General features: G+C 41.5%; 19 protein-coding genes and 1 pseudogene. 3 read left to right on the top strand and 17 right to left on the bottom strand.

Annotated features, from left to right (window positions below):
• Positions 1-85: 85 nt before the first annotated feature.
• A complete protein-coding gene (locus HUS26_RS09185) occupies positions 86-1,315 on the top strand; it encodes an MFS transporter (protein WP_254434159.1) in 1,230 nt (409 codons plus the stop codon).
• Here HUS26_RS09185 and HUS26_RS09190 read toward each other — a convergent pair.
• The 10 genes from HUS26_RS09190 to HUS26_RS09235 all read right to left on the bottom strand — a co-directional run bounded on the left by HUS26_RS09190 (position 1,259) and on the right by HUS26_RS09235 (position 9,860).
• On the bottom strand, positions 1,259-2,062 hold the full coding sequence (locus HUS26_RS09190) for a helix-turn-helix transcriptional regulator (RefSeq protein ID WP_173916879.1): 804 nt from the start codon (positions 2,060-2,062) through the stop codon (positions 1,259-1,261). The genes HUS26_RS09185 and HUS26_RS09190 overlap by 57 nt on opposite strands.
• Positions 2,063-2,092: 30 nt before the next feature.
• Positions 2,093-2,491: an HIT family protein gene (locus HUS26_RS09195; protein ID WP_173916880.1), complete on the bottom strand. Its 399-nt coding sequence runs from the start codon at positions 2,489-2,491 to the stop codon at positions 2,093-2,095.
• A 286-nt stretch (positions 2,492-2,777) separates the two neighbouring features.
• Positions 2,778-3,008, bottom strand: a complete 231-nt coding sequence (locus HUS26_RS09200; protein WP_173916881.1) for a DUF3953 domain-containing protein — start codon at positions 3,006-3,008, stop codon at positions 2,778-2,780.
• Positions 3,009-3,061: 53 nt separating this feature from the next.
• Positions 3,062-3,610: a DinB family protein gene (locus HUS26_RS09205; protein ID WP_254434160.1), complete on the bottom strand. Its 549-nt coding sequence runs from the start codon at positions 3,608-3,610 to the stop codon at positions 3,062-3,064.
• Between the two features lie 180 nt (positions 3,611-3,790).
• Positions 3,791-4,948, bottom strand: a complete 1,158-nt coding sequence (locus HUS26_RS09210; protein WP_173916882.1) for a LysM peptidoglycan-binding domain-containing protein — start codon at positions 4,946-4,948, stop codon at positions 3,791-3,793.
• A gap of 162 nt (positions 4,949-5,110) precedes the next feature.
• The gene (locus HUS26_RS09215; protein WP_173916883.1) at positions 5,111-5,890 is read right to left on the bottom strand and encodes an ABC transporter permease; all 780 of its coding nucleotides are present in this window, start codon (positions 5,888-5,890) and stop codon (positions 5,111-5,113) included.
• Positions 5,880-6,872 (bottom strand): ATP-binding cassette domain-containing protein, encoded by a 993-nt coding sequence (locus HUS26_RS09220; RefSeq protein WP_254434161.1) that lies wholly within the window; start codon positions 6,870-6,872, stop codon positions 5,880-5,882. The genes HUS26_RS09215 and HUS26_RS09220 overlap by 11 nt, the downstream gene beginning before the upstream one ends.
• Positions 6,873-7,050: 178 nt before the next feature.
• Positions 7,051-7,551 carry a hypothetical protein gene (locus tag HUS26_RS09225; RefSeq protein ID WP_173916884.1) on the bottom strand — a complete coding sequence of 167 codons (501 nt, stop codon included), beginning with the start codon at positions 7,549-7,551 and terminating at the stop codon, positions 7,051-7,053.
• 119 nt (positions 7,552-7,670) lie between these two features.
• A complete protein-coding gene (locus tag HUS26_RS09230) occupies positions 7,671-8,261 on the bottom strand; it encodes a YitT family protein (RefSeq protein WP_254434162.1) in 591 nt (196 codons plus the stop codon).
• A gap of 294 nt (positions 8,262-8,555) precedes the next feature.
• Positions 8,556-9,860: a hemolysin family protein gene (locus HUS26_RS09235; protein ID WP_173916885.1), complete on the bottom strand. Its 1,305-nt coding sequence runs from the start codon at positions 9,858-9,860 to the stop codon at positions 8,556-8,558.
• A gap of 362 nt (positions 9,861-10,222) precedes the next feature.
• Here HUS26_RS09235 and HUS26_RS09240 point away from each other — a divergent pair, with 362 nt between their 5' ends.
• A complete protein-coding gene (locus tag HUS26_RS09240) occupies positions 10,223-11,086 on the top strand; it encodes an SDR family oxidoreductase (RefSeq protein ID WP_173916886.1) in 864 nt (287 codons plus the stop codon).
• Positions 11,087-11,146: 60 nt separating this feature from the next.
• Here HUS26_RS09240 and HUS26_RS09245 read toward each other — a convergent pair whose 3' ends face one another.
• The 4 genes from HUS26_RS09245 to HUS26_RS09260 form a co-directional block, all read right to left on the bottom strand.
• Entirely contained in the window at positions 11,147-12,274 is a 1,128-nt protein-coding gene (locus tag HUS26_RS09245) for a D-alanyl-D-alanine carboxypeptidase family protein (protein WP_173916887.1), read from the bottom strand.
• A 203-nt stretch (positions 12,275-12,477) separates the two neighbouring features.
• Positions 12,478-12,681 (bottom strand): copper ion binding protein, encoded by a 204-nt coding sequence (locus HUS26_RS09250; protein ID WP_173916888.1) that lies wholly within the window; start codon positions 12,679-12,681, stop codon positions 12,478-12,480.
• 21 nt (positions 12,682-12,702) lie between these two features.
• Positions 12,703-15,102, bottom strand: coding sequence for a heavy metal translocating P-type ATPase (locus HUS26_RS09255; protein WP_173916889.1), 2,400 nt, complete (start codon positions 15,100-15,102; stop codon positions 12,703-12,705).
• Positions 15,103-15,114: 12 nt separating this feature from the next.
• Positions 15,115-15,435 (bottom strand): metal-sensing transcriptional repressor, encoded by a 321-nt coding sequence (locus HUS26_RS09260; RefSeq protein WP_173916890.1) that lies wholly within the window; start codon positions 15,433-15,435, stop codon positions 15,115-15,117.
• A gap of 425 nt (positions 15,436-15,860) precedes the next feature.
• Between HUS26_RS09260 and HUS26_RS09265 the strand changes: the two genes are divergently transcribed.
• Positions 15,861-16,175 carry a hypothetical protein gene (locus HUS26_RS09265; protein WP_173916891.1) on the top strand — a complete coding sequence of 105 codons (315 nt, stop codon included), beginning with the start codon at positions 15,861-15,863 and terminating at the stop codon, positions 16,173-16,175.
• A gap of 281 nt (positions 16,176-16,456) precedes the next feature.
• Here the strand turns inward: HUS26_RS09265 and HUS26_RS20215 are convergent, their stop codons facing one another.
• The 3 genes and pseudogenes from HUS26_RS20215 to HUS26_RS09275 form a co-directional block, all read right to left on the bottom strand.
• On the bottom strand, positions 16,457-16,753 hold the full coding sequence (locus tag HUS26_RS20215) for a YrrS family protein (protein ID WP_371809623.1): 297 nt from the start codon (positions 16,751-16,753) through the stop codon (positions 16,457-16,459).
• Between the two features lie 366 nt (positions 16,754-17,119).
• Positions 17,120-18,055, bottom strand: a pseudogene (locus HUS26_RS20220) (LCP family protein); the annotation flags it as partial.
• A 50-nt stretch (positions 18,056-18,105) separates the two neighbouring features.
• Complete coding sequence (locus HUS26_RS09275; RefSeq protein ID WP_173916893.1) at positions 18,106-19,470, bottom strand: glycosyltransferase family 2 protein; 1,365 nt, start codon at positions 19,468-19,470, stop codon at positions 18,106-18,108.
• Positions 19,471-19,475: the final 5 nt, after the last annotated feature.

Consider the following 19,475-nt stretch of genomic DNA (forward strand, 5'->3'; position numbering starts at 1 on the left):
CCTTAAAAATTGACGCTTTTTACAGCAATAAACCGACAGACATTATCTGCGACCCCCTCTTATGATAGAAAAAGAGGTGATAAAAGTGAGCAGGAAGAATGTAAATATACGATATTACCTGATGGCTGGCAGTGTTTCCAGGCTGGGTGATGTTTTATCAGGGATGGCGTTTCTCTTTCTGGCGTATGACTTAACACAGTCTGCCCTTCATACGACAGCTATGGCTATGGCAGAAGCCCTGCCTTATCTCTTCTTTGGACTCATAGGCGGAGTGATTGCCGATTGGCTGCCTAAAAAGAAATTGCTCCTCTTCTTAGATATTATTAGAATTCCGTTAATTTCTTCAGTGGTTGTTTTTCACTATTTGGATATCCTCACATTTGTCTATTTAATTATCGTAAGCTTCCTCATTCAAAGCATTGGCTGTTTTTTCAACCCTGCTCACCGCTCTGTCCTTCCCCTTATTACGAATGAGGATGAGCGGACAAAAATAAACAGCTTATATGATAGTTTAACTAGAGGGGTAACTGTGATAAGTCCCTTCTTAACCGTCTGGCTGTTAAACTCACACGGTGCTATTCACTTTTTTACAGTGGACGCTTTAACTTATGGCATCAGCGCCTTATGCATCTGGTGGATGAATATTAATGAATCGCGTACCGCAGCGAGCAGGTCCATTAAGGCCGTATTTGGAGCGGTTGCTGAATTCTTAAGGTGGCTAAAAGGGGAGTCAGTCATTCGAAAATTGTTCCTTTTTACTTTTCTCACGGTCTTCTTTAATACGTGGGTATGGGAGGTAGGGCTTCTGCTTGCTCTTACAGAGATGAGCTCGAATAGCGAAGAAATCTACAGTATTTTACAAAGTGTGTTTGGAGGCGTCGTCATTCTTACCAACCTCATTCTCCCCTATTTCATTAAAAAAATGACACTGAAAATGTATGTAACGGGGACAATCATTTGGGGTGTAGGGATTACCTATTATGGGCTGCTTTATAACCTGCCCCACTTTTTTATCGGCTGTTCAATTGTGGGGGTCGGGCTTCCGATTGCAGGGCTGTCCCGTGTTTACCTTCTTCAAACCCTTGTTCCGGAAGCTAAAATGGGAAGAGCATTTAGTACAAATGCGTTGCTTTTATATTTCTCAAATACAATATCACTCGCTTTTTACGGCACTTTGGCTGTTTTCATTCCTATTCAATATTTAATGATCGGGAGCGGGCTGGTGATTGTAATAATAAGTGTGACAGGGATGGTGATTCTATCGGTAACTGCTGCGAAACTCGGTCGGCGTTCTCCGGTAAACCTTTTTAAATAAATAATTATAGGAACTGACGCTTTTAAACCCGTGAAATAGAGCTATAGTTAATACCGAATCTTTGGAGTGAATAAGAGATTCATGGCTTCGGAACAACCGGTACAGCTGGAGCCAGGAATAAGGAGAAAGCCCAAGCTCTTCTTTAAATTGGCGGGCAAACTGAAACTTAGTAAGCCGGGCAGCCTTTGCCATTTCATCCAATGTCCAGTCTTCCTTATAGCTTTCTTTAAGTGCGTTCAAAGCCATGGATATATTACCTTTATAGCTCTGGCCTGGGAAATCGTTAAGGTGGGTACCTGCGCCATATTGCAAAAGCAGGATAGAAAGCTGGGTCAGACTGTTTTCTAAAAAGAAGGAGTTCATGTTAATTTCCTTGTCTTTATGATTCAGGAGAAATTCCCGCACAAAACCTATCCACTGCTGGATTTGTGGATGTTTATAAGCAATCATGGAAAACTCGGGCTCACGCTGTGAGATTTCAAGCTGCTCAGCCGCCTGCCGTATTATCGAAGGCTGGAGTTCAACAAGGAGCTTTTCCTGAACAGCTTTAAGCTGCTTATGATCTTCGTTCGGGTTCATAACTAAAAACGAACCCCTTTCAATAGAGAGATCTCCCTGCCTTATCTGGTATTCTCCCCTGCCGATCGGAGAGAATATAATTTTGTAGCAGTTATCCCTTCTCCAGTCTCGTTCGCCTAAGTAGTCATTTCGCAAAAGGAGCAGGCCATTTTCATTGGTTACTATCATAAACAGCTGACTCCTCTCTTTTCATTCAAATTACTTTCGTTTATTTTCCGGCTGTTTCAGCCAGTGGCGTAAGCCTTTCCCTGCCAGAGGCTCATCATTATACCTCGGAATGACGTGAAAGTGGCTGTGCGGTATGGTTTGATTGGAAGGTTCTCCTACATTCCATCCCAGTGTGTAACCGTCGGGTGACTGTTTATCATTAATATACTCTTTTGCTTTATGTAACAGATCATAAGTTTCGGCCCACTCTTCTTTTGTCAGCTCAAATGTATTCATGCGATGTTTTTTTGGAACAATGACACCAGCGCCTACTAACACATCTTGTTCGTTATTGTGCTGGAGAAAATAACAGGTTTCACTTTCAAAAACAATCTGCTGTTCGGGGTCTTTCTTAGGATAACAAAATGGACATGTTTCTTTGTTGGACATTTCTCTCCCCCTCTTTAATTGTTTTCTATCATTTTTTCTAAAGCTATGAAAAACGTGTCTGTTTGTTAATCGAAAACTTTTTATCGAGGGCAAGGAAATCACTCGCTTTGCTGCGGGATCTCGCCCTGCCTCTTCTTCCCGCAGGAGTCTCGCAATTTTACTGCCCTCTTTACGATAATTAGGAGTCGTTCCCCCGTCCTTTTTTTGCTAGCAATTCTTCAATAAACCACCGACTTACTCAAATTCATCTTCCCCAGAATAGGAAACATTTACAGTTACTGTTTTTTTAAAAAGAATAAATAAAAGCTGTAAATACAATAATAGAAGCAGCCATATAGAAGTAACCATAGAACTTTCTATTATTATTTTTAATTTCGTTGATACCTGAAACAACCATAAGTATACCTAAAGACAGCATCAAATATGGCATTAAAGCTGCTGTATCAGTAAATAAACCTATAAACGACAATAAAACCACAATAACAGCCGAAAAAACGATCAATCCTTTTAACAGCATGTTTGCCTCACCTCTACAGATACCGTATCAAAAGTCCTACTCTCCTTCCACTTCTAAAACTGTTCCTCCTGCTCACTTTTTAAATGACGGCGGATGAGACGGATTTGACCGCGGTGATTGAGCTCATCTTCAAATACGTGAAACCAGCGAAAATAATGATTGGCCTTATAATCCGGTCCAAAAGGAGAAACTTCATCCAGCCACCTATCGTCTTTTTGTTTAAACAGCTCGAGTGTTTTCTTTCTAGCCCGCTTCAGTTTATCTATGTAAAAAGGTGGCTCATTTCCATGGATCTCCTGATGGGTCTTTTCTCCAAGAGCTAGTCCCGTTTCCAGCCGTGCTAGATCTGTTTCATTTGGATCCCTGTCTTCGAAAGTAATAATTTGATAGACGTCTTCCACACACGCAATATGATACAGCAGACAGCCGATGGAATTTCCTTTGCCGTCGATCCGATAGTCGAGTTCCTCTGCAGTAAAGTCCTCTATTTCCTCTAGAGTCGTCCTTCTTGCATACTCCATCATGGACAGCAGCCTTCCGACAACTGGGGTATAGCCTTCTTTTTCCTCAACGATAAATCTTTTTTCATCTAAAGACTGCATAAAATCTCCCCTTTCTCTACTGATAGTATACCAATTTTTTCTAATGATGGGGTGATTTTTACGGCTTGCGGCTATGGAGTTCTTCTATAAAGGCTGTTGAGGCTGCCATTTATTTTTGTGCTGAGCGGTTTAAATACCTGCTGATAAAGCCATCGAGCTGGTACCTCGATGGCTTTATAGTTACTTTGGTATCTTCAATACCATACCCGGATGAATTAAACTTGGGTTTGAAATGTTATTGTTTGCAGCGATCATCAAAACAGTCGTCCCGTGTCTTACGGCAATGCTGTACAATGTGTCACCAGGTTTTACCGTGTAGTAGATTTCGTTCACTGGTATATTGAGCTGCTGCCCGACTCGAATATAAGATGGATTTGTAATGTTATTCACTTTGGCAATATCATTAACGGTTACGTTAAAATTTCTGGAGATACTGTACAGCGTATCACCAGATTTAACCGTATAGAGGGCCCCGGTAGATGGAGGCTGGTTCTCTATAGGAATCTTTAAAACCTGGCCGATTGTAATTAAATTCGGGTTGGTGATGTTGTTTGCTGCTGTGAGTTCCTGGACGGTCACCCCGAGGCTTCTGGCAATGCTATAAAGCGTATCGCCTGCTTTCACGGTATAGGTTGTCCCACTGATTGAACCTCTGAGATTAAGAAGCTCAGACACAGTCACAAAATGATAGCCTCTGGATTTAAGCTCTCTAATTATTTCAGGTAAAGCTCCAGGAGTGCCAGAAGCCCCGGCGCCTGTGTGCATCAAAACAATTGAACCAGGAGCGATGTTATTTACGACACGATTATAGACCTCCGTTTTCGAAAGTCCCTTCCAGTCCAGTGTGTCAATATTCCAGTGAATCGTATGGCTATAGCCGGCATTGCCGACATCTGCCAGCACTTGCGAATTCACCGATCCAAAAGGCGCTCGAAACAAAGGCTTAGTGGAGAGGCCTGTCGTGCTTTTTACAATCGCTTCGGTCCGATCTAGTTCACTTTTTATTTTAGCAGTGGATAATGTAGTAAAATCAGGGTGGGAATAGGAGTGGTTGGCTAATTCGTGGCCTTTGGCTGCAATGTTTTTAATAGACTGAGGGTGATTGCTCGTACCCGATCCAGTCAGGAAGAAGGTCGATGTGACTCGTTCATCTGAAAGCGTTTTTAAGATTTTAGCGATATTGGTACCATCTGATCCATCATCAAATGTCAGAGCAACGAGTTTGCTTGAGGTATTTCCTTTGGTCACAAATTGGGAAGAAGCCGCTTCGACAGGAGGAGTGAAAGAAAGGAAAGTGGCGAGAAACAGGATGAGAGCAGTAGTCAGGAGCTTGTTCATAACATTAACCCCCTATTCATTTTTTTAAAAAAGCTAAAAATACCCCTCCTTTAATACTGAAAATTCTGTCTTTTTATGTCTATTATACAATATTTATGTCGAATAATCTCCTCTATGAGCTTTTTAAGGCCATAAAAAAAAGACTCCCCAGAGAGGGAGTCTTTAACCGCGAGATACAGCTTTTTTAGCGGAAACAGCAGCAAACGTAATTGTGATCGTGCAGGCGATGGCAATAGCAATTACGCCCTGCATCAGCTCCCGCCAATGCCAGCCGTCGATAAGCACGGTCCGCATACTTTCAAAAATATAGGTAGTAGGATTGATCGTCGCTGCAATTTTTAACCACTGGGCTTCAATCAGTTCATAAGGCACAAACGTCGTACTAAGGAAAATCAACGGAAAAAAGATAAACGTTCCGGCTTGAGCGGCTTGAGCGTTCTTCGTGCGAAGTGCAACCCCGGCGGAATATCCCGCAAACGCGAGTCCCCATCCGATCGTTATAAGAATGACGAATAAAATACCCCCAAACCCTGTCACGGATTCAAGCCCCAGCAAATAAGCAATCGCTAAAATAAACAGCGTCTGTACAAACAACTGCAGCATGCCGGCGATAATCGGACCGAGTACGATTGCAAGCCGGGAAGCGGGCGTCAGCAGAAGTCTTGAGAAAAATCCATTCTCAATATCTTTAACGATGGCCTGTCCGGCTCCCCCTGCTCCGCCAATAGCTGCAGATACAATCGACACAGGCAGGATAAACGCCAGGTAATTTGCGCCTTCAAAGTTCGGTAGCTGGGAAATCCCGCTAAGCCCGCCTTCATAAACAAGCAGGAAAAAGGCTGAAATCATTAAGTTAGGGATAAAAGAAAATGGGTTGCGCAATGTTGTTACGATATTTCTTTTTGTAATCAGCCACGTATCTTTTAGAAAACTATTGCCCATCTTCTTCCCCTCCTGCCGGCTCGTTCGTGATTTTAAGAAAAATATCGTCTAAAGTTGGTGATGACAGATTGGTAGTCTCTAACTCTAATTGGTGCTGATCGAGGGTCCTCACAATCTGCAGCAGCTGCTTATTCCCTTCATTTACATACACGTTCAGCTTGTCATTTCGCACGATCAGGTCAACCGTATCCAGTTCTTCTTCCAATACAGATTCTGACTTCTGTAAGTCCGCTTCATTTTTAAAGGTGAGCGTAATCAGATCACTCCCGATCTGCGCTTTTAGTTCTTTCGGTGTTCCGGAAGCAACGATCAGCCCGCGGTTGATGATGCTGATTCGATCAGCCAGCGAATCGGCCTCTTCTAAGTATTGAGTCGTTAAAAATATAGTTGTCCCCATTTCTTTATTGAGACGCTCTAATTCCTTCCAAATCGCAATCCTATTGGTAGGATCAAGACCGGTGGTCGGCTCATCTAGAAACAGGATTTTGGGTTCGTGCACGAGCGTTAAAGCGAGGTCGAGCCTGCGTCTCATCCCGCCGGAATAATTGCCGATCCTTCTTGATGCATCCCCTTTAAGCTGAACAATTTCCAGCAGCTCATCCGCTCTCTGTTTGGCCGCTTGTTTCTGATAGCCAAAAATATGGGCCTGCAGCTCAAGCATTTCCCGGCCGGTTAAGTCAGGGTCCACCCCTGTTTCCTGAAGGGCTACTCCAATGTGACGCCTCACTTTTCCCGGGTCTTTGCTGACATTGTAACCTGCCACAAAAGCTTCCCCGCCAGTTGGGTTGATTAAAGTAGTCAGCATCTGTACAACGGTTGATTTCCCAGCACCATTAGGGCCTAAAAAAGCGAAGAATTCTCCCTCATTTACTGTGAAGCTGACATCTTTTACAGCCTTCACATTCCCTTTTTTAAAAGTTTTAGCTAAATGATTGACCTCTATCGTTCCATGCATGGCAAGCAGCCCCTTTCTTTTCGGCACTAGTGTCAGAAATTCCTTTTCTATAGAATACATGAAGTGATTGTAAGAAGCACTTCTTAGTCGGCGGATGATGTTTCGCCCGTGTTTTTTAGATTTACCCGTGATATTGAGAATTTCGCCGCGGCTTTTTCATTTTAGCCGCGAAAATAAAGATTTAGCCGCGAACAGCGCTAAATCTTCAATCCTTAGCGTGATACTCCTTATATAACCGCTCATATTTTCTCTGGATAATTTTAAAAAACTCAAGCAGGAGCTTGTATTTTTCCACGTTCAGCGTCAACTCTTTTGTCCATTTCTCTTCAAGCTCCAACAATTCAAGCTGGTGCCACACTTCTAGATCGTCATGATCTAATAAGTGGAGCTTTTCATGAATTTTGCAGCGGATCTCATCAATCACACCGTCCCAGTACTCGGGATCGTTGACGACATGCACATCCCCGTCAGAAGTGAACTCTCCGTCTAAATAAAATAAATTCTGAGGTACGGTGTAAAAGCTCTTATCCAGTCGATCTGTATATTTCAAGCTATAGCTAAAAAGCTGGTTATACAGCTCGACCAGCTTACTTTCTGTTATCGTCCTTTGGGTTTCTTTTTTATGCTGCAAAGCCTCTTTTAAATAAAGGGAAAAGTAGGTAAACAAGGTCGTGACAACAGGGATGACGATTAGGTACCAGTCCATAATAGGATCCTCCTGTTTAGTTGATTCACCTGGAGTTGATTCGTATGTTTATGCAAAATCACCTGTTCTCATGAATAAAGGTTTACCTCACAAAAAACTGAGCCAATCGCCCAGGTTTCTTAAGCAGGAGATAAGGACAACCTTACAGTAAACATCATCGTTGCCAAAGCGACGCTGATAATCGTTACAATCGAAAGCAGTAACGTCTGTGCGGAAAGTAAATAACCCCCTAACAATATAACGGCCAAATCAATGAACAAAATGACAAACCCGACATTTATTTTAAAAATGTTAGCGATCATTTGTGCGAGAAGATCCGTCCCTCCCGTGCTCGTCTGATGGCGCAGCATATACCCGATGCCGCTTCCGACTAGAATCCCGCCAATGATCGAACAGAAAACAGGCGGGATATCCAGGTGAAAGGCGCGGATTCCGCTAAAGAAGTCGATAAGAAATGAAGACATCAACAGTCCATGCAGGCTATTGTAAAAATAAGACCGGAAATAAAACCATGCAATCGTAAAAATGGGCAAGCTTATGCAGATGATCGTAAACCCGACCTTAATGTGCCAGACATAATTGGCGATTAGACCTAAGCCGATCACCCCCCCGTCAAGTACTTGATCCGGGATTAAAAACAGGTTGATTCCTACCGCTAAAAGTATGCTTCCCATAATAATTGCGGCTGCTTTCCTGAATAAAGTATTCATGAGCATCCCCTCAATATAAGACAAGTTTTACTTCAAATATATGAAGACATGTCCATATTAAGAATCAGCAAAAAAGCGCAGTTCCTATTTATAGGAAACTGCGCTTTATTAAAGTGATTAAGGTTAATTTTCTTAAAAGCGGGCGCCTGCTCACTTTCCTTCAGACGAACGGTCAAGCCTCCTCATGAAAACCGCACTGCGATGTCTCAACCGCCCTTATTTTAAGCAGGATTCTCACAGAGCCCCTTGCTTTGCCGTATAAAATCAACAAGTGCCATTCCACGTTGCCCGAAATTAAATAATGTAGCTTTGTTCGTCTTCTACCCAGACTTTAACTTTCTGAATATGGTCATCTTCAATTTTAACGACTTTAAAGTTAAAGCTGTCATGGGCAGCTACCGTGCCTTCTGTCGCATCGATATCCTGATTTAGTATCCAGCCGGATATCGTATCTACATCTTCACTTTCAAGTTCTATGTCAAAATATTCATTGATATAGGAGATCGCTGCTTTTCCATCGACAATGTAGGTTCCATCTTCGTTCTCCACTACATCCTGCTCTTCTTCTTTGTCAAATTCATCACGGATGTCTCCGACAATCTCTTCAATGATATCTTCCGCTGTCACAATACCAGAGGTCCCGCCATACTCATCGATGAGAACAACAAGGTGGGTATTTTCGGCCTGCATCTTTACAAGAAGATCGCGGATCGGGATATTTTCAAAAACCTTGATGACAGGGTGAACGAATGGGTGAAGGCTTTCTAACGTATCCCAGTCCGTATTAAACAGCTGCTTAATATGAAGGACACCAATGATATGGTCCTTGTCTTCGTCAATGACAGGATATCTTGTATATCTCTCATTTTTCAAAAAGTCCAGCGTTTCATCGATAGGGTCATTTATATCGACAACTGCTATTTCCATCCTGGGGACCATAATTTCTTTAGCTGTTCGGTTGTCAAATTCAAAAATACGGTCCACATATTCATATTCTGACTGGTTGATTTCTCCCTTTTGATAACTTTCCGTCAGTATATGACGCAGTTCATCCTCTGAATGAACTTCATCGGATTCCTTGGCCGTCTTGTAACCAAGCATCCTGATGAGGACGTTGGCTGAACCATTTAATACCCAAATTAACGGATACATTATTTTACTATATATGATTAAAGGTCTCGATAATAACAGGGTAATGGCTTCGGCTTTCTGTATCGCCATCGTTTTAGGAGCAAGCTCTCCTAAAACTACATGTAAAAATGTAATCACAAAAAACGCAATTGCGAAGCTAATCGTATGGGTCAAACCAGACGGTAAATTCAGCTCTCCCAACAACGGATAGAGTAACACTTCCAGCGTCGGCTCACCCAGCCACCCCAATCCAAGGGCTGTGATGGTAATCCCTAACTGACATGCTGAAAGATAGTAGTCTAAATTATTGGTAAGCTTGAGTGCCCTTTTAGCTCTTTTGTCACCATCATTTGCCCGGGCTTCCATCTTGGTCTTCCTTACTTTTACAATCGCAAACTCGCTTGCAACGAAAAACGCTGTCAAAATAATTAATAGCGCGACCGCTGCAAGCTTAATCGTCGTTTCCATGAATGCGTATCTCCTCTTTTTTAACAAATGGTATAACAATACTATTTTACATGATTTTACGGACTACTGTCTATTATTCCTAACTTTCCCTATGATAGCCCTCTGTGCCTGTGAAATCCTTTGAATAGCTTTAGTTTAAGTCATAAAATGAGCTTTTCAAATAGGGCACACGCGCTTACACACTCCTTTATTATACTATAAAGAATTTAGCAGCAAACACTGTTATTTTTAGAATTTTTTTAATCTTACTATTTTATATGAAATTATCTGTTCAGCTAGACCTTGTAGTCAATCTTTATGAGTGAATTTTCCTGTGAGGGGCATCCTTATTATTAGCTTACTTTTCTAAAGGAGGATCATACATGACAAATCAAAAGAAAGAAATACAGCCAAAACAGCACCAGGACCGTCAGCCGGGGTTTGAACACGAAATGAACCCCCTCCCCCAATTTGAAGACCCTGACTATAAGGGAAGCGGCAAACTATCAGGGAAAGTGGCCGTTATTACCGGAGGAGACAGCGGAATCGGCCGAGCGGTCAGCTTATACTTTGCCAAAGAGGGCGCCGATGTGGCCATCCTATACCTAGATGAACATGATGACGCCAATTTCACAAAATCTCTCGTTGAAAAAGAAGGACGAAAATGCAAGCTTCTCAGCGGCAATGTAGGGAATGCCGGATTTTGTGAAGATGCTGTCAATCAGATCATTCAGGAATTCTCCCAGATTGATATATTAGTCAACAATGCGGCGATTCAGTATCCACAGGAAGACTTTTTGAACATTACAAATGAGCAATTAGAGGAAACTTTTCGGGTCAACATTTTTTCATACTTCTATATGGCAAAAGCTGTCCTGACTCACTTAAAGCAGGGAAGCTCGATTATTAATACTTCATCCATCACTGCTTATGGCGGCAATGAACAGCTGATCGACTATTCCGCTACTAAAGGAGCGATAACAACGTTTACCCGTTCTCTGGCAAAGTCGCTTGTCGGAAAAGGAATTCGAGTTAACGGCGTGGCACCCGGACCGATCTGGACGCCGCTGATTCCAGCCAGCTTTGATGCTAAGAAAACAGCGGAGTTCGGTTCTGATAACCCAATGAGCCGGCCAGGCCAGCCTAAAGAATTGGCGCCTGCCTATGTTTACTTGGCTTCAAACGATTCAAGCTACGTGACTGGGCAAATGATCCACGTAAATGGTGGAGTTATAATAAACGGCTAAATTAAAAAGAGAAGCTCGGTACCCGGCTTCTCTTTTTAGCACGATTTGCGGCTTTGGAGCTTAAAGTAAAGCCAATTGCCAATAGTAAAACAGCCTGAATATCCAATGATTGGGAGAAGCTGTGGATGTTGAAGATTGTACAGAAGCCTCTTGAGCACGATCAGCACCATTTGATTGTACCTCTTCTAATTGAAAAGTTAGAAGAGGATCTTCTCTTGTATCACTGTTTATTTCAAGGATACCATTATTCGTTATTTCTTCTTCAATGTTGTGCTCTTTAGGTTTTACAAAGTGAAGTTCCTCAGGTGTTTCATATTCCTTCCCATCGAATTTGTATACTTTATTTCCAGCGATCGAGGAAGGTTCAAAGTTATCGAAAGCATATTTAATTAACTTTTGAGTTTCTTGATAGGCAATCCTCTGTGACTCGCTTTTTAGTGTAATGACAATTACTTTAAAGTTGTCTCTCTCTGCTGATGTCGACAGCGTTGTCCCTGATTGATTAACATAGCCTGTCTTCCCGCCCGTAATATCCGTCTGATTTGGGTCAATGAGAAGCTTATGGTGGGAAATAATCTTAGTCTCCCACGCTTTGCCCTTCCAGTCGAGCTCTTTCATCCCGAAATACTCGGAAAAGGTCGGATTCTTAAGTGCATATCTGGTCAGGATGGCGAGGTCTTCAGCTGTGGTTTTGTGTTCAGGGTCATACAAGCCATGCGGATTTTTAAAGTGTGTATTCTTAAGCCCGACTTCCTCTCTTAAATAATCATTCAAGTCTTTTGAGAACTGCTCAACATCTCCGCTTATGTGCTCAGCAATAGCAATACCGGCGTCATTCCCGGAGTTTACTAATAAGCCCTTTACTAATTTATCAAGAGTAACTTCTTCCCCAGCTTCTAAGTATACCCTGGTCCCGTCTGCTTCTCTGGCTTTTTGGCTGACAGTCACCTTATCCTCTAAATCGGCAGTTTCTATAGCATAGATGGCTGTGGCAATTTTAGTAAGACTCGCCGGGTACATCTGTTGATCCGCATTTTTTTCATAAAGGACAGTTCCAGATGTTTCGTCGATCACGATAGCTGCCTCGCTTAATAAATTCAAAGTTTTGTCTTTTTTTTCAGCAGCTAATAGGACCGGCGGACTGCTAAGTATAATTATGATCAGGGTAATGCTCATTTTTTTCAACATTTACTTCAACCTCTTAAACTTCTCGGCTTGCTTAGCCGCATTTTTATCTGACAATATTCCTCTTTCGAGTTCCTATAAACAATATTATGAGAAAATTGTCGAATTTTGCGGTTTGTAATAAATTTTTAATATATTTGAAATATATAAGCGTTAAAATTTCACAAAAAAAGAAGCCCGACTATACTGTTGGGCTTCTCCTCTACTTATGAAACTACGTCATATCCCTGTTCTTCAATCGCATCTTTCATAACTTCTTTACTTACATCATCACTGGCCTCAACTTCAACCTTTCCTGTTTCCAATTGAACTTTTACTTCCTGAACACCTTCGATTTCTTTTAAAGCCCCTTTTACTGCTTTTTCACAGTGTCCACAAGTCATTCCTTCTACCATTAACGTTGTTTGCATACTATTACATCCTTTCCAAATTTATATTTTTGCTCTCTTTAAGCGAAGAGAGTTACTAACAACACTTACTGAACTAAAGGCCATCGCCGCACCTGCTACCCATGGAGCTAACAATCCAATTGCCGCTACCGGAATGCCGGCTGTGTTATAAGCAAGGGCCCAGAACAGGTTCTGCCGGATATTTTTCATCGTCTTACGGCTTAACATGATGGCTTTGCTTAAGTTTTCAAGATCGCCGCCGATCAACGTCACGTCTGCAGTCTCAATCGCGACATCAGACCCTGTGCCAATCGCGATACCAATATCGGCGGTTGCGAGTGATGGGGCATCATTGATACCGTCTCCCACCATCGCGACTTTCTCTCCTTGCTGCTGGAGCACTTTTACTTTTTCAGCTTTTTCTTCAGGCAGTACTTCTGCAAAAACTCCATCAATTCCCACCTGCTTGGCAATCGCCTGAGCTGTTCGCTCATTATCGCCGGTTACCATGTAAACATTCAGTCCAAGTGCTTTTAAATCAGCAATCGCCTGCTTGGATGTTTCTTTAACCGTATCAGCGACAGAGACGTAACCTTTCATTTCTCCGTTGATGGCAATAAGCATGGCTGTCTTTCCATTGCTTTCGAGATCTGAGATTGTCTCTTCATATCGCTCAAAAAAGATGTTTTCGCGTCTCATCAACTTTCTCGTTCCTACGTAAACCTGATGGCCATCTACTTTCGCCTGTATGCCGTATCCCGGAATCGCTTCAAAGTCCTCCGCTTCCTTAACTTCCATATTCTGTCCGTAGGAAACAATTGCTTCTGCCAGCGGGTGCTCGGAGGCTTTTTCAGCAGCCACTAATATCGAAAGCAGTTCATCTTCGTCATGATCAAATGCAGCGAAGTCTGTAACTTCAGGCTTCCCTTTCGTAACCGTACCTGTTTTATCTAATAAAACAGTCGTTAAGCTTTGCGTTCCTTCTAAATACTCGCCGCCTTTAAAAAGGATACCCTGCTCTGCGCCTTTCCCTGTTCCTACCATAATAGACGTTGGAGTCGCAAGTCCAAGCGCACAAGGACACGCAATTACGAGGACTGCGATAGCGGCTTCAAGTGCTGAAGGAAGCTCGCCTGGAGATACGAAAGCAAACCAGATAATAAAAGTAAGAACGGCAATCCCTACAACAATCGGAACAAAAATGCCTGAAATCACATCGGCGGTCCGCTGAATGGGTGCTTTTGACCCTTGGGCTTCTTCCACGATTTTTACGATTCCTGATAGAGCTGTATCTTTTCCTACTCTTTCGGCTTTTATTTGGACTGTACCATTTTTATTAATCGTTGAGCCAATAACGGGGTCGCCTTCATTTTTTTCAACAGGGATAGATTCCCCTGTAATCATCGCTTCATCCACAGACGTGGCTCCGCGAATAATACTTCCGTCGACCGGAATTTTTTCACCTGGTTTAACTATTAAAATATCTCCCACTTGAACTTGATCAACAGGCACTTTCACTTCTTTGCCATCACTCAGGACTATTGCTTCCTTGGCCTGTAAATTCAACATTTTGGTAAGAGCTGCCGTAGTGCGCCCCTTGGCCAGGGACTCAAACAGTTTACCCACTAAGATTAACGTTATAAGAACCGCACTTGTTTCAAAATAAAGCTCGGGCATGATCTCAGGATTCCGCTGCCAGCGAATAGCTTCTACGAGGCTGTAAAAGTAAGCGGCTGACGTTCCTAAAGCTACGAGCACATCCATGTTGGCACTTTTATTTCGCAATGCCCTGTATGCCCCGACATAGAAACGAGCTCCGATATAAAATTGAACGGGAGTCGCCAGCAGAAATTGAAACCACGGATTCATCAAGATACCCGGCACTGGTATTCCAAGATCCCATGGCAGGTGGGCAACCATCGTATACAGTAATGGGAAAGAAAGAATGGCCGATATCCATAGCTGGCGTTTCCTTTTATTAATCTCTTCTTCTTTATGATCCTTTTTTTCCTCGCGGTCCTGCTTGATAACCGCCTCATATCCGAGTTTCTTCACTTTTTCAATAATATCGTCGATGGAAACCTGATCAGGCTGGTATTCAACGTATCCGGTTTCAGTTGTCAGATTCACAGTCGCATTTTCAATTCCATTCATTTTATTTAAAACCTTCTGGATCCTTGTAGAACAGGCGGAACACGTCATTCCGTGGATATCAAGCTCCACTTGTTCCTTTTGTACTCCATAGCCGAGTTTTTCTATTTTTTCAGTTATTTCACGCGGCTGAACCCGGCTTTCATCATATCTGACAGCGGCATCTTCCATTGTTAAATTCACGCTCGCTTCAACGCCGTCCATTTTATTAAGTACTTTTTCAATCCGGTTTGAGCAGGCAGAGCAAGTCATTCCAGTGATGCCGATGTGCATATTCTTTTGTCCGCTCATAAATACCCCTCCTTACTTAGAGAATTGCTGAATGACTTTCATTAACTCATCGATGGCTTCTTCACCGTTTCCGTCTTTAATCGCACCCGCCACACAATGGTGGGTATGACGTTCAAGCAGGTTATATCCCACTTTATTTAATGCTTTGTTAATCGCAGAAATCTGGATGAGAATATCAACACAATAGCGTTCTTCTTCCACCATCTTTTGTATCCCTCTTACCTGACCTTCAATTCGTTTTAAACGGTTAAGTACTGCATCTTTTTCTTTATTGGTTCGTGGTGTGACAGGTTTCTTATCACTGACTTCCGGCAGGATTTGATCATCAGTCATGTACATACACCTCCTATCTTTAAAAGATTATACCCCGTATAGGTATATTCAGTCAAAAGATAAATAGTTCCTATATTTAAATAAACACGCATATCACCTGATTATTTTTATGATTTCAAATGCATGTATAAATATATTACCCCATTAAGGTATAATTACACCATTTAATCTGGAACATATAGAAAAAGCACAACTCCTTTGGAATTGTGCTTTTGATCGGTTTATCCTTCACCTAACTGTTCAATTTGATTTACGATGCTTGCAACTCCAGCATGGCTGAACACAGCAGATTAGGCCTCATTAGTGAACACCGGTTAAATCAAACGCACATTTTGTGAGAATCGTAGGAGGTTGTCTTAGCAGATTTCCATCAACTACATAAAATATAGTGTATCGCTATTTGCGAACAAAGGGAGTGAATAAGTATGGAACGCTATCGAAACAATAACGTGGGCGGTGCTTCTAACAATAGAAGACGCAACAACATTGCAGGAGTTTCTGATAATAATAGAAGCTGCAACAATAATAACGTAGCAGGTGCTTCTTCCTGTAATGGGAATGATGTAGCAGGAGCCTCCGACAATAACTTCAGAGTACCTGTTAGATCTTATATCGACGGAGAGGATTTCTGCCGTGCGGTAAACCGCTGCTTAAGAAATGATGTAATGGGAGCCAGTAATAATAACAATAACAGAAAACGAAATAGAAGCGGCGGCAGTTTATTTGATTCCTGGTTCTAAAATAGAAAGTGATTTATCTAATTGCAGCTAATGGGATTGATGCGTGCTTTAGGTTCCACGGCTCGTGGAACCCAGCACGTTTTTTTTATTATCTTTGATTACATATTAAACAGGGGAACCCGCTCGCTTTTAAGCGGACGAACATCCGTCTTTTTTGCAGGATGTCTCGCAGAACCCTTACTTTTTTATCTAGCTGACAAAAAAATTACGCGGTTCCCGTCATTAGGAACCGCGTTAGTTTTCGTTCAACTCTTTAATGTACCTGCCCATCAAAGTATTCGTTATTTTTTATCGTTTTCGTGAAGTACTTCTACTTTAGTAGGCGTATAGCCTGCTCCATCTATCCAAGTCACGTATACGCGATAGTTTTGGGTTTGTGCTTTATTTGTCACTGTGGCAATCGCACTTTTTGTACCGCTGCCTTCTGCCCACCATAAGATCATATTATCTTTTGATAAGCCGGCCCCTTTCGCGATAGCTGTGGTCATCTCTTCCCAATCCTGTGTACCTTTTTCAAAAGTCACGATCGAGTGGTTTTCTTGATTAGTAGGTACCGCAGACCAATCTTTAGTAATCACTTTTTCTACATTTGGCTTGTCACTATTACTATCCTTACTATCTTCTTGCTTAGTTACTGACTCTCTTTCTTCGTTAGAATTCTTGCTTTCTTTTTGATCTGATTTTCTTAAGATTTCTTTACTTGAATCTTTATCTTCTCTCTGTTCATTTGTCTTTTCTTCTACTGTATTGGACTCATCTTTGCTGGTGTTATTAGAGTCTTTATTTCTTTCTTTTTCCGTACCAGATTCGCTGGTTTCCTTAGTTTCTTTTTCCGAGCTGTCTTCATCCTTGGTGTTCTTATCTGATTCTTTGATATTTTCTTTTTCTGATTCGTCATTCTTACTTTCTTTTGAAGAATCATCAGCATCCAAATCTTTAGTCTCTAACTCTAGATGAGTTCTCAAGGTATTCGTAAGCTTCTGAAGTTCTCTTTCATCCGGCATATAATAGTAAGTTCCGAATCTTGTTTTATCCGTTCCTTCGATTTTGTGTGTCTCTATATTCTTTCGAGCAGCTTTATAATTTGATTGAACCTTCCACATATCATTGAAAGTTAAGTTGGTTTTTACGTTCTTCTCTACTACTTTACTTAATTCTCTAAATTTCGTTAAAGAAGAAATACTTGCTCCTTTTTGAATCACAGCTTCTATTACTTGACGCTGCCGTTCTTGCCGGCCAAAGTCTCCTCTTGGATCCAATTCTCTCATTCGAGCATAAATTAAAGCTTCTTTCCCGTCTAATTCAATTTGACCTTTAGGGAAGTACAAATTCTTTTCATTTGTGAATTTTAATTCATTACTATTAAATTCGATCTCATTGTTTACTTCAATCCCGCCTAGCGTATCTACTATATCTGTAAAACTTCTCATGTTGACTTTAACAAAATAATCAACAGGGACATCTAAGAGATTTTCAATCGCATAAATCGTCATCTCCGTCCCTCCCACTTGATAAGAGCTGTTAATCTTGTCTTTAGCTCCCTTTATCTTCGTGTACGTATCACGCGGGATACTCACCATATGCGTAGATTGAGTTTGAGGGTTAATCGTTACGAGCACTAATGTATCGGCTCGTCCGCCTTTTTCACCAGCACGAGTGTCAAGACCCATAACCAATATAGATATAGGATCGCCAGAGTCTAAATCGATGTGTTCCAACCTTTCTGCAAACCTGGGATTCCTGTCGATATCTTCATGTATGCTTGAGGAGGTAGATGTTATAAAATTAAACGCATAGCTAATGACTCCTAAAACCAATACAGTAAAAAAGGTTAAAGTAAAAAGCAGAACTTTTTTACCCATTCTCCTGTCCCCCTCTATAAAACCTGTTACCTTTTGGGCCGCAACTATAGTTTGAAATTAAGCTGCAGTTACGCTGCACTTTTTGAATCCTTCTGATGATAGCTCCTGCCAGTCCGTGCAACTTTGTTCCACTTTTTGTTGAAGAAGTAAGAGATACTTCCATACATAACGAAATACATCGATACAAACCGATAGATAAATATATCAAAAAGAATAGCGGATAGTAGACGAAGTATATCTTTCTTCTGAAAGGAGAATCCGTGATGTTTGTTCATTCCAAGTGCGACCAAATCGTACACTACTCCAAATAGGAAAATAAAGAACAGGTAAAAGAACGCATAGTCTAAAAAGGAATTTTCCGGATTTTCCATCATGTTATATATCACTATCCCTGTCATCGCATATGAAGCGAGGGTCCCTACTAAGAAAGTTTCAAATATATAAAAGAAAGAAACGGCTTTACTAAATAGAGTTTTTCCAAAAAACGATCCGAAATGAATGACACAGTCAACATAGGCTTTCTGCCAGCGTAAACGTTGTTTGGTTAAATCCTTCCATGTTTCAGGCAGTTCCGTGTAGCCTACCGCATCTTCTATGAAACTGATTCTCATTTTTTTATGTTTCGCAATGTACCTCTGGATACGCAGTGTAATGTCAATGTCTTCTCCTATCGTTTTCCTATATCCTCCCACATCAAAAAGCACTTGTTTGTTAAAAATACCGAAAGCTCCTGAAATAACAGCCAAAGCTTTAAAACGTACAAGTGACAACTTTGAAATATAAAAGGCTTTTAGGAAATCAAGTACTTGAACTCTTACCAGCATGTTTGCATGCCTAAGAGACAGACGCTCTAAAGGATTGTTGGTTTTGGTCTGCAGCACGTGGACCATTCCCCCTGCTGCCACGACATTTTCATCTTTAAACTCATGGTTAACGGCAGTTAAAGCTTTGTCCGTTAAAATAGTGTCTGCGTCTAAAGTGATGATTAAGTCTTTAGCGGAATACTCAATTCCCGCATTTAAGGCATCCGCTTTTCCTCCGTTCACTTTATCTAGGACGAAGATATGCGGGTATAGTTCCGATTGATATATCCCCTCAATTTTCTCATGGGATATTTTACAGTGCGGGGACAAAGAGCAAGGTTTCAGCTTCAGGAAATCATCTAAATAGGTCATGGTATTATCAGTAGATCCGTCATTTATATAGAGAACTTCGAATTGAGAATAAGGCAGTGATTTCATGTTCTCCACTGAGGTTTCAATGATGCCTTGTTCATTGAAACACGGAACTAAAATACTGACCCCCTGCTCTTTGTCATCTCCCTGAACACTTTGTTTAGTATTAGTGTCACGGAAAAAAGGGAGACAATGGTATAAGTGTAAAACCGGAAATGTCACACTAACTAAGAAAAAAATCGTAATCCATATATCCAAAGTAT

The sequence above is a fragment of the Halobacillus sp. Marseille-Q1614 genome (assembly GCF_902809865.1).
Taxonomy (GTDB): Bacteria; Bacillota; Bacilli; order Bacillales; family Halobacillaceae; genus Halobacillus_A.

Bases quoted from the DNA above. Each gene is read 5' to 3' on its own strand.
- HUS26_RS09190 (WP_173916879.1), bottom strand. From the start codon at position 2,062: ATGATAGTAACCAATGAAAATGGCCTGCTCCTTTTGCGAAATGACTAC.
- HUS26_RS09195 (WP_173916880.1), bottom strand. From the start codon at position 2,491: ATGTCCAACAAAGAAACATGTCCATTTTGTTATCCTAAGAAAGACCCC.
- HUS26_RS09200 (WP_173916881.1), bottom strand. From the start codon at position 3,008: ATGCTGTTAAAAGGATTGATCGTTTTTTCGGCTGTTATTGTGGTTTTA.
- HUS26_RS09205 (WP_254434160.1), bottom strand. From the start codon at position 3,610: ATGCAGTCTTTAGATGAAAAAAGATTTATCGTTGAGGAAAAAGAAGGC.
- HUS26_RS09210 (WP_173916882.1), bottom strand. From the start codon at position 4,948: ATGAACAAGCTCCTGACTACTGCTCTCATCCTGTTTCTCGCCACTTTC.
- HUS26_RS09215 (WP_173916883.1), bottom strand. From the start codon at position 5,890: ATGGGCAATAGTTTTCTAAAAGATACGTGGCTGATTACAAAAAGAAAT.
- HUS26_RS09225 (WP_173916884.1), bottom strand. From the start codon at position 7,551: ATGGACTGGTACCTAATCGTCATCCCTGTTGTCACGACCTTGTTTACC.
- HUS26_RS09230 (WP_254434162.1), bottom strand. From the start codon at position 8,261: ATGAATACTTTATTCAGGAAAGCAGCCGCAATTATTATGGGAAGCATA.
- HUS26_RS09235 (WP_173916885.1), bottom strand. From the start codon at position 9,860: ATGGAAACGACGATTAAGCTTGCAGCGGTCGCGCTATTAATTATTTTG.
- HUS26_RS09240 (WP_173916886.1), top strand. From the start codon at position 10,223: ATGACAAATCAAAAGAAAGAAATACAGCCAAAACAGCACCAGGACCGT.
- HUS26_RS09245 (WP_173916887.1), bottom strand. From the start codon at position 12,274: ATGTTGAAAAAAATGAGCATTACCCTGATCATAATTATACTTAGCAGT.
- HUS26_RS09250 (WP_173916888.1), bottom strand. From the start codon at position 12,681: ATGCAAACAACGTTAATGGTAGAAGGAATGACTTGTGGACACTGTGAA.
- HUS26_RS09255 (WP_173916889.1), bottom strand. From the start codon at position 15,102: ATGAGCGGACAAAAGAATATGCACATCGGCATCACTGGAATGACTTGC.
- HUS26_RS09260 (WP_173916890.1), bottom strand. From the start codon at position 15,435: ATGACTGATGATCAAATCCTGCCGGAAGTCAGTGATAAGAAACCTGTC.
- HUS26_RS09265 (WP_173916891.1), top strand. From the start codon at position 15,861: ATGGAACGCTATCGAAACAATAACGTGGGCGGTGCTTCTAACAATAGA.